General features: G+C 52.5%; 18 protein-coding genes. 7 read left to right on the top strand and 11 right to left on the bottom strand.

The window, feature by feature from the left end; translation table 11 throughout:
* Window positions 1–159 precede the first annotated feature (159 nt).
* From VFO10_RS09015 to creB, 4 genes are all read right to left on the bottom strand, one after another.
* Window positions 160–438, bottom strand: coding sequence for a hypothetical protein (locus tag VFO10_RS09015; protein WP_325139206.1), 279 nt, complete (start codon window positions 436–438; stop codon window positions 160–162).
* Window positions 439–1042: 604 nt separating this feature from the next.
* On the bottom strand, window positions 1043–2311 hold the full coding sequence (gene creD, locus VFO10_RS09010) for a cell envelope integrity protein CreD (RefSeq protein WP_325139205.1): 1269 nt from the start codon (window positions 2309–2311) through the stop codon (window positions 1043–1045).
* A 105-nt stretch (window positions 2312–2416) separates the two neighbouring features.
* A complete protein-coding gene (creC, locus tag VFO10_RS09005; protein ID WP_325139202.1) occupies window positions 2417–3850 on the bottom strand; it encodes a two-component system sensor histidine kinase CreC in 1434 nt (477 codons plus the stop codon).
* A complete protein-coding gene (gene creB / locus VFO10_RS09000; RefSeq protein WP_325139199.1) occupies window positions 3851–4528 on the bottom strand; it encodes a two-component system response regulator CreB in 678 nt (225 codons plus the stop codon).
* 177 nt (window positions 4529–4705) lie between these two features.
* Between creB and VFO10_RS08995 the strand changes: the two genes are divergently transcribed.
* Window positions 4706–5938, top strand: coding sequence for a Bcr/CflA family multidrug efflux MFS transporter (locus VFO10_RS08995; RefSeq protein ID WP_325139198.1), 1233 nt, complete (start codon window positions 4706–4708; stop codon window positions 5936–5938).
* Here the strand turns inward: VFO10_RS08995 and VFO10_RS08990 are convergent.
* Window positions 5913–6239, bottom strand: a complete 327-nt coding sequence (locus VFO10_RS08990) for a hypothetical protein (RefSeq protein WP_325139196.1) — start codon at window positions 6237–6239, stop codon at window positions 5913–5915. The genes VFO10_RS08995 and VFO10_RS08990 overlap by 26 nt on opposite strands.
* A gap of 253 nt (window positions 6240–6492) precedes the next feature.
* Here VFO10_RS08990 and VFO10_RS08985 point away from each other — a divergent pair, with 253 nt between their 5' ends.
* Window positions 6493–7053, top strand: coding sequence for a GNAT family protein (locus VFO10_RS08985; protein WP_325139194.1), 561 nt, complete (start codon window positions 6493–6495; stop codon window positions 7051–7053).
* On the opposite strand, the gene VFO10_RS08980 is transcribed toward VFO10_RS08985, so the two are convergent.
* A complete protein-coding gene (locus tag VFO10_RS08980) occupies window positions 7034–7354 on the bottom strand; it encodes a hypothetical protein (RefSeq protein ID WP_325139192.1) in 321 nt (106 codons plus the stop codon). The genes VFO10_RS08985 and VFO10_RS08980 overlap by 20 nt on opposite strands.
* 228 nt (window positions 7355–7582) lie before the next feature.
* Here VFO10_RS08980 and VFO10_RS08975 point away from each other — a divergent pair, with 228 nt between their 5' ends.
* Together VFO10_RS08975 and VFO10_RS08970 are read left to right on the top strand one after the other, a co-directional pair.
* A complete protein-coding gene (locus tag VFO10_RS08975; protein WP_325139190.1) occupies window positions 7583–8017 on the top strand; it encodes a type II secretion system protein GspG in 435 nt (144 codons plus the stop codon).
* 252 nt (window positions 8018–8269) lie between these two features.
* Window positions 8270–8887, top strand: coding sequence for a DUF4142 domain-containing protein (locus VFO10_RS08970; RefSeq protein WP_325139187.1), 618 nt, complete (start codon window positions 8270–8272; stop codon window positions 8885–8887).
* Window positions 8888–8946: 59 nt separating this feature from the next.
* Here VFO10_RS08970 and VFO10_RS08965 read toward each other — a convergent pair whose 3' ends face one another.
* Window positions 8947–9354 (bottom strand): cupin domain-containing protein, encoded by a 408-nt coding sequence (locus VFO10_RS08965; RefSeq protein ID WP_325139186.1) that lies wholly within the window; start codon window positions 9352–9354, stop codon window positions 8947–8949.
* A 148-nt stretch (window positions 9355–9502) separates the two neighbouring features.
* On the opposite strand from VFO10_RS08965, the gene VFO10_RS08960 reads away from it, so the two are divergent.
* Window positions 9503–10096 (top strand): DUF2239 family protein, encoded by a 594-nt coding sequence (locus VFO10_RS08960; RefSeq protein WP_325139184.1) that lies wholly within the window; start codon window positions 9503–9505, stop codon window positions 10094–10096.
* Here the strand turns inward: VFO10_RS08960 and VFO10_RS08955 are convergent.
* The 3 genes from VFO10_RS08955 to VFO10_RS08945 form a co-directional block, all read right to left on the bottom strand.
* A complete protein-coding gene (locus tag VFO10_RS08955; RefSeq protein ID WP_325139182.1) occupies window positions 10086–10643 on the bottom strand; it encodes a sugar O-acetyltransferase in 558 nt (185 codons plus the stop codon). The two genes, VFO10_RS08960 and VFO10_RS08955, sit on opposite strands and share 11 nt — an antisense overlap.
* Window positions 10644–10714: 71 nt before the next feature.
* On the bottom strand, window positions 10715–12145 hold the full coding sequence (locus tag VFO10_RS08950) for a serine hydrolase domain-containing protein (RefSeq protein WP_325139180.1): 1431 nt from the start codon (window positions 12143–12145) through the stop codon (window positions 10715–10717).
* A gap of 145 nt (window positions 12146–12290) precedes the next feature.
* Window positions 12291–13322 (bottom strand): glycoside hydrolase family 43 protein, encoded by a 1032-nt coding sequence (locus VFO10_RS08945; protein ID WP_325139178.1) that lies wholly within the window; start codon window positions 13320–13322, stop codon window positions 12291–12293.
* 323 nt (window positions 13323–13645) lie between these two features.
* Here VFO10_RS08945 and VFO10_RS08940 point away from each other — a divergent pair, with 323 nt between their 5' ends.
* Window positions 13646–14125 (top strand): hypothetical protein, encoded by a 480-nt coding sequence (locus VFO10_RS08940; RefSeq protein ID WP_325139176.1) that lies wholly within the window; start codon window positions 13646–13648, stop codon window positions 14123–14125.
* On the opposite strand, the gene VFO10_RS08935 is transcribed toward VFO10_RS08940, so the two are convergent.
* Window positions 14105–15274, bottom strand: coding sequence for a Kelch repeat-containing protein (locus VFO10_RS08935; protein WP_325139174.1), 1170 nt, complete (start codon window positions 15272–15274; stop codon window positions 14105–14107). The two genes, VFO10_RS08940 and VFO10_RS08935, sit on opposite strands and share 21 nt — an antisense overlap.
* Window positions 15275–15399: 125 nt before the next feature.
* Here VFO10_RS08935 and VFO10_RS08930 point away from each other — a divergent pair, with 125 nt between their 5' ends.
* Window positions 15400–17103, top strand: a complete 1704-nt coding sequence (locus VFO10_RS08930) for an amidohydrolase (protein WP_325139172.1) — start codon at window positions 15400–15402, stop codon at window positions 17101–17103.
* The last annotated feature ends 22 nt before the right edge of the window (window positions 17104–17125 follow it).

The raw sequence follows: 17125 nt of genomic DNA, 5'->3' as shown, positions 1-17125 counted from the left end.
GGGAGCGATTAGGTTTAGAAGTACTGTGAGTAGACCTTCCATGCCAGCCACCAAGTGTTTTGTCGTAATCTCACTTTAGGCCAGGTTCTTGGAAGGTCTATTTATTTTGTGGAAATGAGTATTTTTTTGTCCAAACTTGAGGGAACTCAATCGAGTTCCTTAACCATACCATCCGTAGTAGGCACCGTGGTAACTACCGTAGCCATAGCCGCCGTAGTAACCACCGTAATAACGATCAGGTTCATCGGGCTTTGGATCATCGGGCTTTTGAGCATCGGGGTTTTGAGTATCGGGCTTTTGAGCATCTTTTTTAGCGTCAGCAGTTTCATGAACGACTTTGAGATCGTCCAGGGGCACCGGTTGCGCAGATGCACGGAAGGCCAGCGAACTCAGGCCCGCAGCCATCATTGCACATGAAAATACGCATAACTTAAGCATGGATAAAACTCCTATCTTTTGCAACATGATTGTGAACTCAGACGACGTTCCAAGAAGATTCGTAGCAAAAATCCAGCCAATGATAGTTCAAGATTCCTTGACTGAAGCGCTGTCTTTCATGAGCCTGCATGAGATGAAGAGATCTCTGCGGATGCAGGCCCGCTGCGCGGTCCCATGGATTTATGTTGAGCCTGCTCCGCAGGCGAAAAACCCTTCGGCGAGAACCTGAAAAATCCGCTATTGTGAGGGGTTCAACTTAATTCGGGATGAATTGCCGGGCGTGTCCTCGCCAGCACGAACTTCCAGCCAAGCTTCTTGAATTACAACTTGTCGTTTGGGCAGGGAAAAGACTGGAAAGTGCGCGATGTCTTTCGCGGCTGATCCAGACCATAGCCCTCCATTAACCGATATCTCGCCTGCATTTTGCGAGAAGCAAGCGAGGTCAGTGAGTTCAGTATCAGCCTCAGTTTGCGGGCCTTGAGGTGGAGCGGCCAATATTCTGCACGAAAAGATCGAGGTATCACCCGACACAGCGATGCCCCCAGAAATGGATCAAGCGCCGAGGGCGCTTTTTCTGTTTCTGTCAAAATTGGCCTTGAGAGGTTCACTTCACCCGCCGCGTCGCGACCATCGCCGTCGCCAGCAGGACAAAAAGCAAACAAGCCCCATAAAGCAACGCATAATCCTCAGACATCAATATCCCATAGACTACAGCATACAAAATCCCAAGAACCCCGGTAAACATCACGGTATTCTTCCACGACTGCACCACATACCGAACATAAAAACCAAGCAATCCCATCGAAGCCAAACCCGCAACCACATAAGCCCAAACAAACGCAATATGCTCCGACAGCGCAAGCAGCAAAACATAAAACAACACCAAAGCCAAACCCACGAGCCCATACTGCACAGGATGAATCGACAGCCGCTTCAAATTCTCAAACAAAAGAAAAGCCCCAAACGTTACCGCAATAAACAAAAACCCATACTTCACCGAACGCTCCGCCTGGAGATACACATCCACAGGCTGCACAAGACGCACCCCAACCCCCTGATTTTGAAGTCCAGTCCCCGCTCCACTGCCTTGGATCAGCTGCGCAATATTCGAAGAAAATTGCGTCGACTCCCAAACGGCCTCAAACCCCGACTTCGTAATCTCATGCTCCCGCGGCAAAGCCCTTCCCTGAAAACTAGGATGCGGCCAATCAGCTTCCAACTTCACGCGAGTTTTCTCTCCCACAGGCACCCAGCTGAAAGTCTGCATGCCCTGTAAACTCAAATCCACCGCAAAGGCGAACGTCCCACCTTTCACAATTTCAGTTGGTAAATCGGAATGAAACCCCCCATCAATCCCAAAGCTCAACCCACCATTCCCAGGCTTCACCTCAAAATTCTTCCCAGCCCAACTCACCACCGGAATCCGCGTCAACCCCCGATTATCCTGCACCATCACCACCAGATAGGGCTCCAGCCAACGCAAAGTCGACCCCTGAGGCACCGAAATATTCCGAGGCTCAGCGAACTCAAAACTCCCCTCCAGTTTCACCTGAGTCCCATAAAGCAAAATCTCATAAAGGCTTCTGTATCTCTTCTCTGTCTGCAAGCGCCCACTCATCACAAGATCACGCGGCAAAATAATCTCGCTATGCGTACTCGACTCCTGCTTCGATGTCGTCACCTCATAAGGCAGCACCAGAAAAGGCCCCGCCACCACCTGACTCCCCGCAGTGGTCAAAGCCATATCGCTATAAACCTGCTCCCGCCTCTGACTCCGCTCGGAAACCGTCTCCCGCACAAGAACCAAAGCAATCGACAGCATCAAACCCAAAAATCCAATGACGAAAAACTTAAGAATCCCTTTCCAGGGCATGACAGTACCTCCGTAAAGATTCGCCCCCCAATGAAGCGAACCTGAACGGAACAGTAAACTGGGAATATGGACAGAACCTGAAGTCCATGTGAAGCGAATGTGAAGTCAAAGACTGGCAGGAATATCCAGACGGGCCTCAGCCCCTCCCTCGGGATGATTATCCAGGGTCACCCGTCCCCCATGCAGGTCCATGACCTTCTTAACAAAAGTAAGACCAAGGCCCGTACTCTTCGCACCGCCTTCCGGCCTAGGAAGGGAATAATAACGCTCAAAAACCCGTCCCATTGCATAGTCCGGGATGCCAGAACCATGATCCCGAAGACAAACGGACCAGACTTGATCCTTACGCTCCAGCGTCAGCCCTAAAGCCCCACCCCGCGGGCTGAAATCCGCTGCATTTTCGATAAGGTTGAGCATCACCTGCTCAAGCAGAAAGGGATCACCCTGCACCATCGCTTGATCCGGTATGGATACATGAAGTTTCAGCAGTTTTTTCTCAAGCTTGGGCCCAAACCCATCCAGCGCTCTTTTAATAACTGCAGAAAGGTTGACCCGCTCTGCGTTCTCCAACGTTTGCCGAGTCTCCAAAGACGCCTGCTGCAGCATCTTCTCAATCAAAACATGAAGCCTCCGCGCCTGATCCGAAATCGAGCTCAAAAACTTCTGCTTTTGCTCCTCCGGCATAGGCTCCTGCAAAAGTTCTGATGCAGCCTGTATAGCAGTCAGAGGGCTCTTCATCTCATGGGTCAAGGTCATCGTATACTCTTCAATATACCGCTTCCCCTCCAGCCGTTCCCGCATGGACTGCAGCGACAGCCCCAGCCTTTTGATTTCCGTCAAAGACAGCGCAGGCAGAACCACTCTCTCACCCCGCGTCACTGCCTCCGCGTAAGCCACCAGCTTTTGAAGTGAAGCCGACAGCCACAAACTGATAAGGACACCAATCAAAAGCGAAGCCCCAAGCAGCCAATAGCCAGCCGTTTCAATCTTCCTCTGCGTGCGCTGAATAAAAGGCTCAACCGCAAGATTCGACTTGGCTATCGTCAAAACACCAATAACCTTGTTATCCAACTTAATAGGCGCCGCCACATGCATGATCGTGGATCCCGACTCACCCAGAGCTTTGGCAGGACTGCTCCGGACTCCGTACTGTCCTTTCAAAGTCAGATAAACATCATTCCACTGCGAATAGTCCCGCCCAAGATCCTCATGCGCGGAATCATACTGCACAATCCCCTTCGCATCCGTGATATAGATACGAAAACCGGGTCTTTTCCGAGAAAAACCCCAGATCGAAGCATCCAGCTGCCGCGCCTGATACGCGGCCACACGCTTTGAAAAATCTCCGGCTGCCAGCCGATTCTCCACCATATCATCCACCGCCAGCTCAGCCAGAAGATTGGCCGCATCGACAAGGCTATCCTCCATCGACTGCCGCGCGCTCGGCTTGATCTCGTCCACGAAAACATTCAGCACGAAATACCCGGCTAGGATCGCTATCAAAAAGTAACCCAGAAAAATTCCAAATCCCAACCGCATTCAAGACTCCAGCTGCAGGCTATAGCCAAGCCCACGATGAGTCTGAATCACTTCAGAATCCGCCTTCACCGCCCGCAGCTTCGCACGCAGTGTCTTGATATGCGTATCCACCGTGCGATCATCAGTATCTAAAGCATCCGTCCAGATCGCATCCATCAGCACCGCGCGACTGAAAATACGCCCTGGCTGGCTGCGCAGCACCCCGAGCAGAAGGAGTTCATAACGGGTTAATTTTAACGCGACACCATGAAACGTGGCCGTTCCATGTTCAACATTCACTTCGAGGACGGAAATATTCTTTTTTTCAAAAGGGCTCGATCCGGCGCGTTTCAGCATGCGTTTGATACGAGCCACAATCTCCCGAGGACTAAAAGGTTTGGTCACATAATCATCACCGCCCAGCTCCAGTCCCAGCACCTTATCAATCTCCCCATGCCGCGCTGTCAGAAAGAGAATGGGCACTTCCGATTGTCGCCGGATCTCGCGGCACAGGTCGAAACCGTTGATATCAGGGAGCCCCACATCAAGGATCATGACATCGGTATGACCCGCCGCCAGTTCTTTCAGAGCATCCTGCCCCAGTCTTTTCCAAACGGTGGTCAAACCTTCGCTCTCAAGCGCGTAAATCAAAGTCTGGGCAATCGCGTTTTCATCTTCGACGAGTAAAACTTTGGGCATGACATAACACCTTGGCTGGGTTATTGCAGGCATTGGAAATTCAGAGCCTGCGCTACGGTGCCAGCGTTCAGGCAAGGCCGTCAAGCCTCGGACGGAAAAGCCGGGCCTGAGCTTAAAATATGTCGTGATGTCGCATTTCGCCGCATTCCATTCGCTGAAAATCGGGAGCCCCACACAGTGACAGTTCAAACCTCTTCCATTTCCGAAAAGGCCGCGCACGTGCACGCCGGTCGACTGGTTTTAATTCTGGGATCCCTGACGGCCCTGGGCCCCTTATCGGTCGACATGTATCTGCCGGCCTTTCCCAATATGGCAAGCACGCTGGGAACCAACCTATCTTCAGTGGAAACATCCCTCGCCTCGTATTTTGCGGGTCTTTCCTTCGGCCAGCTCTTCTATGGTCCCCTCGCAGATCGTTATGGGCGCAAGGGGCCTTTGCTTATAGGTCTTGCCATCTATGCGCTAGCCTCGGTCGCCTGTGCGATGGCCCAGAGCATTGAAGCGGTCATTGCCCTTCGTTTCATGCAGGCACTGGGGGCTTGCGGGGGCATGGTGATTCCGCGTGCGATTGTCCGCGACAGGTTCGAGCATCAGGAATCTGCGCGTATCTTTTCGCTGCTCATGCTCATCATGGGCGTTGCGCCGATCCTGGCTCCGCTTCTGGGTGGATACTTCAGCTTGAACTTCGGCTGGCGTTCGATCTTTTGGTTCCTTGTGGCCTTCAGCAGTCTTGCGATCGTTGGGGCTGGCATGTTCCTTCCGGAAACGCACGGGGCTCATCCTGAACATAAAATGAAGGGTTCGTTCTCCACCTTCGGACGCATCCTGCGCGATCGGGAATTTCTGCGTTATACACTTTCCGGAAGTATTGCCCAGGCCGGCATGTTCGCTTACATCACAGGTTCGCCTTTTGTGTTTATCGAATACTTCGGAATACCCGCGGATAAATTCGGGTGGGTGTTCGGATCCAACGCCTTGGGTCTGATTGCTGTTTCGCAGCTGAATGCAAGGCTCTTGCGAACATTCAGTTATGAAAAAATTCTGACTGTTGCCATAAGAATCGTGGCCGTTGCCGGTACGCTTCTGATGATTGCGGGAGTTGCGAACGCAGGTTTGTGGGCCGTGATGATTCCGCTCTTTCTTTACGTGGCCACGCTCGGGGCAACATTCCCGAATGCGGCCGCGGGCGCGCTTGCCAGTCAGGGTCGGAATGCGGGCAGCGCTTCAGCTATGCTGGGTACGCTTCAGATGATGGCGGCGTCTTTGGCTTCCTTTATTCTATCCAAAATGCACGCGACTTCGGCGGCACCGATGACTGTGATTGTCGGTGTCTGTGGGTTGCTGTCGCTTTTGATTTTTACGCTTATGAAAAAGCCTCAGGAATCTAAAGAGGACATTGCAGCAGGTTGAGTTGCAAAGCGATCCGCACCTTTTCTTTCGGCTCAGCGCATTTCACAGCGCCGTCATCCACAAAGCGGTCGACCAGTGGGGAGGTGAGGGACAATTCTTCCTTGGACCAGTCGGGACCTGAAAGTCCGGCTGCCACCGTTCGGGATAGGTCCTGGGCCAGATCCTGCAAACATTCCGAGGATTTTGCGGTTCTGTAGGTGAGGCATTGGTTCCACTGGTTGAACGTGATCGGAAGGCTCTCCCGGTGAACGTTGATCGTGGCTATATTCAATTCCTGGTGTCGGCTTGAATCGAGTTTCATTCTGCGCTCCGACGCCTTGCCTTGTGACCGATTCCTTTCCGGAAACAGCAGCAAAAGCCCCAGAATAACAAGTGAAAGCGCTATGACGGTTCTTATCTTCATGGGCTCGATTCTGAATAAATCGTTCTCACCTATTCCCTCCCCTATGCCGTCATGCTTATATCAAAGCCCCGGCAAGGGGTCCATAGACCATCTTGCCTATTTGACTTACAATGTAAGAAGGTCCAGGAAATATCGTTCTCAGAGGATGAATATGGAAAATAAATCAACGATCCTGCTGGAAAAAACCATCCAAGGTCACCACCTCATCCTTAGGGCCCCCAAGCCGAGCGATGCTGTCCATGTCGCCGAATACTGGTTTGGACCCGCCAGTGCTCACCTTCTGGCCTTTACCGACGTCACGGCCTTCGGCACGAAAGAGGAAGTCCTGGCACAAACGGAAAAATTCTTCGCGAGCATCAGCCAGCAAGGACCCTGGTCCACTCTTGTCATGGACGTCGATGGCCGGCCCACAGGCAACGTTTTGATCAATGGTCTCGTTCCCGAAGAAGAAGCTCTGGTCCATGTCCACATCTGGGATCCCACCCTGCGCCGCATGGGAATTGCAAGCCTGTTGGCTCGGGACGTCTTCGCCTACTTTCTGGATGCTTTTAAGCTTAAAAGACTCATCCTTCAGGTCCAGACAGAAAACACACCCGTCATCCGTCTTATGGAATCCCTGGGTTTACAATCCGAAGGAACCTACTTCGGTAAAGCCGCTCCTATCTGCAAGGAAGGAAACTATAAGCGCTTTGTTATCCCGCGCTCTCAGTAAAGCCCGCGGTTTGAGCAAGACCCAGAAGACGTTCCAGTTCCCTGCAGTGATCGCTGAGATCCTCAAGCTTACAGGAAAGCAGTCCCGCGGCCTTTCGCGTGACCTCAAAGGCCTCCTCCCTTTGACCAAGAATGCCCAGCGTCAGAGCAAGGGCCAAATATCGTCCTGGTTTGGGTGCATCCAGGGCCAGCAGCGTTCGAAAAGCCTCCGCCCCTTCCTTGGCAAACGACCGGGCCTCCCGGAACTGACTCTCTTGAATAAGATGCAGAGCCTGATGCAGGCAGCCGAAGCCTATACTCAAAATTCCAAGAGCATTCCCCCGGGCGATCTCGGCATGACCGAGTGCGATATTCTCAAGATGCCGCCGAATCTTCCATTGTACTCCCCAGCCTCATCCAAAATTAATCGCGTGTCCATAAAACCCCTTTTCCGTCTTATTCATTCCTCCTGTTGCAGTTGCTAGGTATTCCGAATCCGACCAGAGGTCTGGTCGAAACCTAATCCAGGCAACCGATGCAGGATCAAACACATGGGCAAAATTCTTAGAAGACTTTCACGTCCCTTTTCCTCCGACGCAGCTCAAGAGGGCATGACCATCATCGAAATCCTCATTGTCATCGCACTCATGAGCACTATCATGGCCATACTGGTGAACACAATTCTAGAGAAATACGAAAGAGCTAAAATTGACCTGACAAGCGTGAAGCTGTCCCGCCTCAGCGAAAGCCTTGTCCAGTATAAACTCGATTCATCAAGATTTCCGACGACAGATGAAGGCCTAAAAGCTCTGATCGAAGCCCCCGCCGGTGCCCGAAACTGGAGAGGTCCCTACACACAATCGGACAAGCTGCTGGATCCCTGGGACCGACCCATCCACTATGAACTGATTACTGTGAAAGCCTATAAAATAGCCTCCGCTGGCCCCGATGGCGAGTTTGGGAACGAGGACGACATCACACTATAAGAAGACACTTTACTCGCGCTTTAAGGCTATAGTCATTAACCCCTAGATCCCGCGATCTGGGGATTCGTTCAATTCCTGTCGGCATCCACATACAAGATGAATTCCTCTCACACGTCGAAAAAAAACACATTCCTGCGAGAAAAATTTTAAAGATGAGGGATACCCCGGATATTTTTTATCGAAGTTTACCCTTAAAAAGGGGGGGAAGGTTTAAATGACAATTCCATCGCATTATTGAACAGGAGACTTATTATGTCTATTTTCACAAAAGTCTGCGCAGGTCTTTTGATTTCCACCCTGAGCGTTGCCGCTCAAGCCGCCCAACCTGGAACAGAAGGACAAACCCCGGTTCAGGAGCCCGGTGATATCAATGTCGAGGTGACCAATCCTACAGAAGTCATCCAGGTTCTTCATGTCGGCGTGAAATCCGAAATTAAGATCATTGACCTTGTGAAAGAAAGAAACCCCGATTCTGATCTGCAGCGTTTTGTGGATCAAATCTCTCAGGAGGTTACCGAATTCGATCAAAGACTCCAGGAGCTGGCTGCCAGCAAAAGCGTAGACCTTGCCCCTGCGCAACTGAGCGAAAATGCAAAGCAGATCGAAGCTCAGATGTCTCAGGAATTTCAGGCTCTGACCAAAAAACAGGATCAGGAATTCCGCGCAGGCGTCATCGAAGTCCTCATGAGAAAATATGAAAACGCCCTGGATCTTTATACTCAAGTCACAGAAAAAAGCATGGACGAAGCCCTCAAGACAGCTGTCTCCGAGCTTCGCCCTATCACCCAGAAGCATCTGGATGACATCAAACAACTTCAGCAAGGCACTCAGCCTTCTGAACCCATGCAGCCAGCACAACCAGATGAATAAGGGATGATAGCCTAATCACGCTGCATGCAGATGAGGACGCGTCTTCATCTGCATATTGGCTATTTTCGGGCATTTCCGGGTGGATGCTCGGCGAACCACTGGGCGATATCAGGCATGTCTTTCTCAAAGCCGCCTGGAATCGAAAAGTTCAGAAGACCAGCGCGTTTGTCGGTTCTGTTTTCGAAATCATGCTTCATTCCGGCCGGAGCAATCAGAAACGAACCCTTGGGAGCATCCACCCACTCTGTCCCCAAAAGAAAGCTCATCGTACCCTCGATGACGTAAAAAACATCGTCTTCCTCATGTGAGTGCGCGCCCGGACCCTGAGTATTCGGCTCCAGCCACCATTCCGAGATGGAATAGCGGTCGCCTGTTTCCTTGCCATCGGCTTTGAACACACTACTGATGCGCCCCATGGGATAGGACCGGCCTTCACCAGGAGGCAGAAATATGGCTTTTTTCTTCATGGTATCTCCGTGCGGAAGTCTTGTAACTCCATGATATCATGGAATATCACGCAGTGGTGAGGACGAATTTAACCCGGTGTTTATATACTTCCTAAATAAACCCGGGTAATATTCCGATAGGTCCCCATCACTGTTTTGGAGCAGCCCAATGGAAGAATCAATCCCGACCTGTACAGCCTTTGCCGGTCATAAAAAAATCGCCGCCGGACCTGTCGTCGAAGTCGCAGGCAAAGTCAAACGTTATCAGGATAAAAATCCGGACGCGCAGATTCTGATCTTTGACGACAGCAGCAGTCAGCAGGTCGAACTCGATTTAAGGGGAACGGTCGCCGATGTCCTCAGTCGCATCCCCGGAAACCAGGACCCGGACCAGGAAAAGTCGGGCCCCGGTCGACCCAGGCTGGGCGTCGTCTCGCGAGAGATCGGCCTTCTTCCCAGACACTGGGATTGGCTTGCTCTGCAGCCAGGTGGAGCCTCGGTAACGCTCAGAAAGCTGGTGGAAGAAGCGAGAAAGCAAAACAGAAGCAAGGATGCGATGCGCCAATCGCAGAATGCGGCCTACAAGTTCATGTCAGCCATGGCGGGGGATTTGCCGCATTTTGAAGAAGCGACCCGGGCCTTCTTTGCGAAGAATCGGTCGCTTTTTGAAACACTGACAGCAGGCTGGCCCAAGGACATTCGTGATCACGCTCTTAAGGTCGGTGAGCTGGCCTTTCACGATGACAAATCCGCTAATCCGTAATCTCTCGAATCACACGGCAGGGATTTCCCGCAGCGAACACTCCCTCGGGAATATCCCTGGTCACCACGCTTCCCGCACCAATGACTGAGCGGGAACCGATCGTCACGCCTGGGCAGATGATGGCCCCACCGCCGACCCAAATATCTGAACCCAGGCTCACCGGTTTCCCGAATTCCACCTCACGCCGCCGCATCGCATTCATGGGATGCATGGCAGTATAAATCTGAACAGCCGGCCCAAAGAGGCAGAAATCGCCAATATCGACTGAGCACACATCGAGCACAACACAGTTGAAGTTGAAAAAGTTCCCCTTCCCCATCCGGATATGGGATCCATAATCACAGGAAAAGGGTGGCTGAATCCAGCTGCCCTCTCCCACCGATCCCAAAAGCTTTTGCATAAGGCCAAGGCGCTCGTCCCGCGCGGATTCACGCGACACATTCAGCGCCAGCAAAAGATCACGGCAATGTTCACGCGCAGCCGTCAATTCAGGATCAAGCGGATGATAAGGCTCCCCCGCCAGCATTTTACTTCGTTCCGTTTGCATCGGATCCTCCTTCTGCAGCAGGATCAGGCTAGCTGAAACTTTGGATGGGGTCACTTGAAAATCCTAGGTCTTCACAGCCGGCTATGGATCAGCAGGAGCCCCGCAATCAGAGAAAGAGTCGGGCCTATGAAACTCTTGATGGAAAGACTATCCCTTTCATGGGGTGCTTGACGCCGCCAGAGAATAAAGAGCCAAAAAACCGCCATAGCAGCCAAGGCCAGCAGACTCTCAAATTTTTGAATACCGAAGGAATTGGCCAGTATCCCCGAACTGAAATAGCCATAAGTCGTAAGCGCGAAGTTCGGCTGATTTCTTTTGCGGAAAAGCAGCAGCATGCACACAGCGCTCATGAGCAAACCAAATTTAATCCGTGAAAGAATCAAACTCATAAGCGCAGACTGGGAGTGAAAGGAGGGCAAGTCAGGTAGCGGGCTGCCTTTTTCTAAAAAGCGATAGATGTGATTGGCCAGGTTTGGAATTTGTTCTCCAGTATTCACATTCCCCAGGACTATAATGCGATGGCCTTCCCTATCGAATACAAGATCAGCGGTATAGCCGATGGGGCTCAAAGCCCCATTATGCCAATAGACAGGCTTTTGCTCGGTCCCAATGTTTACCAGTCCCGCGAAATAGCCTCGTTCTGACCAGAGGGAAGCATAACGCGCAAAGTCACCCTGCTTCCGGGATGACAGGTAATCGACCCAAATCTTCATATCCGAAACAGTCGACACCAGGCCCCCGTCCGAAGCCTGAGGCCAATCGTACGTTCCGTGAATGTGAAAGTCATTGACCTCGTCCGAGGGGAACAGCTTCCCATGAATCGTGTTGTGTCCATAGGCCCGGCGTGATGGATCCTGAAACGTCATCCCGGTCGAAGCCATTCCAAGAGTCGTGAAGTACTGTTCCTTCACATATTCATCAAAGGGTTGACCGCTCACTCGCTTGATAATTTCTCCGAGCATAAGGAAATTGAAATTCGAGTACTGATGAACAGCACCAGGTCTGTTGCGATCCGAAATCCACTCCAGGCACTTTAAAAAATATGAGAAGCGAACCGGGCTGCCCCAATGATAGGCCAGGCCCGAAACATCCGGCAGACCCGACCTGTGAGTGAGAAGATCCTGGATGGTCACAGACCGACCGTCTTCTGTGAAAATTCGGCTATCAACCTCGGGAAAAAATTTGGCAACCGGATCATCCAGCTGGAGCAGCTTTCGATCCACCATATCCAAAATTGCAAAACCCGTGACCTGTTTGGTGATCGAACCCACTTTGAAAGTCGTTGTATCTTCAGGCATAGCGCCATCGGGAAAGCGCGTCCGGCCATAGCCCCGAGAAAGTTCCACACCCTTCATGGACACGAAAACCCGGCCCGAGAATTTTCCATCTTTCACCAATTGTGTCAGATAGTTATCAATTTCACTCAGCGGATCTTGAGCGGAAAGTTCGGCGGAATACCCCAAAAAGCTCAAAAATAGGGCGAGAAATATATGGAATTTCATAGGGTCCTTTGGGAAGTTTAAGCCAGAAAAATGCCTTCCGCCTTGCTTTGATACACGGCGGAATGCTGAACATCGAGAAGTTTAAACAGCAGACCATTGGGCCGCTGTGGGTTCCACGCTATGCCATTTTCCCAGCCTTTCAGTTCTAGACGCGCGCTTCATAATCCTTTGTGTGTGGCCTCTCTCGGGGAAGCTCGGTGGGCGTCCAGGTCGGTCCATCGGATTTAGGAATGCCGTCTTCGAAGTAAAGCTCATCCATACACATGCGCCGGGCCCGCATCTCAGGATCCCATGCATGATAGATAATCATGCGCGTTGAATCATCAGGCGCTATCGCAATCGAGCAATGTCCGGGCCCAATGACTTTGCCGGGAACAGTTTTCAAAATACGCGGAGCCTCCACGCCGGCTTCGATGGAGTATGGCCCCAGCACATGGTCCGAGGCCGTGTAATCCACCCCATAGGTATCCGTCTGCCAGCTTCCACCACTGTAAATACAGTAGTATCGTCCCCCTTCCTTGATCACAGAAGGACCTTCCAGCGTATGCCAATCAAAAATTTTTCCGTACATCGGCCGATCCGCGGCATAGAGCTGCCAATCACAATAGGATCGCAGGACAACATGCATGTTCTTCGAAAGGCGGGTCATCGTTTCAAGTTCAGACACCACCAAAGCCGTCCCCGCGCGGATCGAACCGGCGGCATCCGAACCTGTATCCAGGAAATCACGAGCATGAAAAAGATACCAGCGCCCATCATCATCCTGGAAGGGATGCGGATCTATCGCGAAAGGAACGTCCTTGGGATTGGTGAGCTGCGCCCTGTCGCGATAGGGTCCAAGCGGATGATCACTCACGGCCACCCGCAGCTGATGCAGCTTATCACCATGGCCAACCGAATAATAAAGATACCAAAGTCCACCCGCGTGGGCGATTTCAGGCGCCCAAAAATTAAGACCCAGCGCCTCGTCAGGAGCAATGAGAGCATGCCCGGCCGGCGTCCAATGAATCATGTCGTGTGATCGCAGCAGCGGGAAAATAGTCGCGCGTGTCGTATGTGGCGTCAGCCCTTCCGCATCGCCTGGGCCGGTGCCTATCGCGTAGTATTCATGGTCATGACGCCAGACGAAGGGATCTGCAAAATATTCTGCATGAATGGGATTCGTATATACTTGCATCTCAACGCTCCTCACTTTGCAATGAGCTTCAGTTCGCCAGCGCATCATAACCTTTTTTCATTGAATTCAATGAGACAAAATCAGTGATCGAAGGGATGGCCCATCAGGGCGATTTCTCCATAAGGCACTCTGCGAACGTCACATTCCGCCCGCTGCACCGGCGGCGCTGTATTACCTGAAACCCAAAGACCCCACAATAGAATGCCTCGGCTGTCATGATATCCTGAACGTCAACGTTGATCAGTGATCTCGTGGTCGCCATGGGAGACGGGCACTCTTTTGTGATAGGCTTTTGGAGTGTACTCTGAAAGGGCTGGACCACATTGGAAAAGACAAATTCATCCCGCTGGCTCCTGGATGGGCTTGGGAAACTTTGGGCATCACCGTATACCCTTCTGGGTCTGCTTTATGGGCTGCTTGGTTATGCCGTGGGTCAGGCGCTGTTTCGTTGCAGATGGTCGGCGCTGGAACCGAAAATGAAAGCCGGACACAATGCGCTGCAATTTTTGAATAATCCTTTAACGATACCCTATGCGGCGATTACCCTCGGCAACACGATTTCCTATGGTCGGGGCACTGCGCCGGATCACTGGGGAGCTTACGGCGACCCGACCGTTCATATCGGACGCCACGAAGAGGCCCACACATGGCAGTATCAACTCCTGGGACCATTCTTTATCCCATTCTACTTTCTGTGCGGCGGCGTGATTGGCCCCGCGCGCAATCCTCTCGAATATGCCGCGCAAAACTTCGGACGCGGCAGCGGATCATGGTGGCCCTGGTCAAAGGTCAAGAATCCATAGGCCATCCCATTGCGTGAGGCTTTGCGTTCCTCTCTTATAACCAAGGCCCCCAAATACTGCGTATTTGCGAGGCTCAAGATTCACAAAGCAATGCGCGATGCGGCCCTGAGGATTTTCCTTCGTTCGAAGGAGTGACCATTCGGAGCGCTCGATATCATAGGACCAAAGCTGATCGTTAAAGGCCTCTAAACCAAAACGTCCGCCAAAGAGCAGAAAGCTGCCTGTTCCCTGCGCGACCACCTCAGCACCCTGCAGTCTTTGAAAACGCGGATCCGGTATGGACGGTAGCGGCGTCCACTGCAGGGATTTCACATTCAAAAGAGCCCCATCCGGCATATGTCCGTCAGGACCGGCTCCACCCCAAACAAGAACCTTGTCACCCAGAAGCAAGGCCCTGGCATTGGCTCGCGGAGTGATCGCTGGAAGACTCGTTACAGCCTGAGTCTTCAGATCAAAAATAAAACCATCCCCGCGCCGCTCCTTGCCTTCAAAACCGCCCCAGATCAAAAGTCGTGATTCATCCAGGCCAATAGCCACATGACTCACGCGCGCGCTGATGGCCTCAGGATAGGAATGCACCTGCCAACGCGCAGCGCCCGGGCGGAAGCGCGCCCAGTTCGTGACCGGCTCGGTTCCCTTGCCGCCAAAGATCACGAGCTCCGCACCCACACGAGTCAGCGTCGCCTGTTTTCGGGCGATCATAGGTTCGGGAACGGGAAGTGAAGACCAGAATCCCTCGGAGGCATCGTAAACATAAGCATCAGCGCTTGCAGCGTTCTGTGCGGTTTCGCCGCCGAAGACATAAGCCTTCTGATCCATCAGGGTAAACGAAGCGAAATTTCGTGCAGGCGGCCCTTCCTGGGCATCCGCCTTCTGCCAAAGATTCTGAAGGCTATCATAAACAATCATGCTGGAGTTCAGTGGCGATTCTCTGCCCTCTTCAATACCACCAAAAGCCATAAAAAGCCCGCCGCTCCCACCACAAAGACTATGGGCCAGAGATCCCACACCCTGGGGCGTCGGTATGAAAGTCCATGCCGGCCCTTTTCTCCATGAGTCTTCCACGGTCTGGCATGAGCTGACAAGCAAGGTGAAGGGCACGAGAAGGCTAAGACCGAGAAACCCGATCCTATCGGTAGTATTTTGCATGAATGTCTCTTCATTTTATCGAGGGATGAGAAGAACTATAGCCCCGTACATCCCCTCTTGGCAATCGCCTGAAAGCCCGCTAATCTCCGCCCATCATTCACGCGCGCTTATTCTGGAGAAACGGTATGACAGGACGATTTTATACCTGGCTTCAAAGCCTCACGGGGCTTTTGCTGACGTCAGCTCTGCAAGCAGCCCCTGCGGAACTCCTCTTGACGAACGCCAGGATTCACACACTGAATAAAGAGAAACCGATGGTCGAGGCACTGGCTATCCAGGGCGGCCGCGTTGTGGCTACCGGCAGCATAAAGGAACTGAAAACCTGGCAAGGCCCGGCCACACGAGTTGTTGATCTCAAGGGCAAGGCTGTGTATCCCGGTTTTCACGAAGGTCACGGTCATCTGAAAGGCCTTGGTTATCAGCTTGTCCGCCTGGATATGGCGGGCATGACGTCCCTGGAAACCATCCAGGGCAAGGTGAAAGAGGAAATCAGCCACACACCGAAGTCAGACTGGGTTTTGGGTCGGGGCTGGGATCAAAACCTTTGGGCGAAAAAGGAATTTCCCACGCGTCAGGATCTGGACAAGCTGGGTGACGGCATTCCCGTTTCCCTGACACGAGTTGATGGACATGCGATCTGGGTCAACACGCTGGCGCTGAAAAAAGCCGGCATTACTCGGGATACCCGCGACCCTGTCGGTGGCAAAATCATCCGTGACGCTCAAGGTGAAGCCACGGGTATTCTGGTCGATCGCGCTATGGACCTTGTCACGGCGGTGATTCCACCCGAATCCAATGCCCAACGCGAAAAAGCCATCCGGGCCGCTCTTGCTCGCTGTGCGGAATACGGATTGACAAGTTTTCATGATGCGGGCGTCTCAGGCGAGGATATTGCCATCTACGAAACGCTCGCAGCGCAAGGTGAGTTGCCCCTGCGTTTGAATGTAATGCTGGCTGGAGCCGATGCGAAGCTCATCGATCGCTTTATGAAATCAGGTCCGCTTGTGAAGGACATGCTTCAGATCCGTTCGGTTAAACTCATGGCGGATGGAGCCCTCGGATCCCGCGGAGCGGCCATGCTGGAAGCTTATACGGATCAGCCTGGATACTCCGGCCTGGAAATCCTCACCGAAGAGCAGATCTATCAGTCGGTCAAAAGATTTGCTCAGTCCGGCTTTCAAACGGCTGTGCATGCCATCGGTGATAAGACCAACCGTAGCGTTTTGAATGCCTTCGAACGCGTGATCAAGGAGTTTCCGAAGGCCGATCTGCGTTTGCGTGTCGAGCATGCTCAGATTCTCGACGCCCAGGATATTCCGCGCTTTGGAAAACTGGGCATCATCGCTTCGATGCAGCCCACGCACCTGACCTCGGACGCGCCCTGGGTTCCAACCCGGATCGGCAACGACCGCATGGAAGAAGGCGCTTATGTCTGGCAAAAGCTGCGTCAAAGCCAGGCTGTTCTGGTCAGCGGTTCCGATACCCCTGTTGAATCCGCCAACCCTCTTTGGGGACTTTACGCGGCGGTGACCCGGCAAACGCAGAACGGGCAACCGCCCAAGGGCTGGAGCTATGATCAGCATCTGACCATGGATGAAGCTCTGGAATCCTATACGAAGAACGCTGCGTATGCCGCCTTCCGGGAAAAGGACATGGGCACGCTGGAGGCCGGAAAGCTGGCTGATATCGTGGTGCTCGATAGCGATCTGGGTCAGATCATGGCCGATAGGAAACCTCAGGATATCCTGAAAACAAAGGTTCTGATGACGATCTCAAACGGCCGCGTCGTTTATGAAAACAAAAAGGAGCTGGCTGGACTTCGAGGTTAAACGCAATCCGGTGGAAATCCAC

Source organism: Oligoflexus sp. (genome assembly GCF_035712445.1).
Taxonomy (GTDB): domain Bacteria; phylum Bdellovibrionota_B; class Oligoflexia; order Oligoflexales; family Oligoflexaceae; genus Oligoflexus.
Note: the sequence above shows the minus strand (reverse complement) of the source record. Positions and strands in the feature narration are given on the sequence as shown.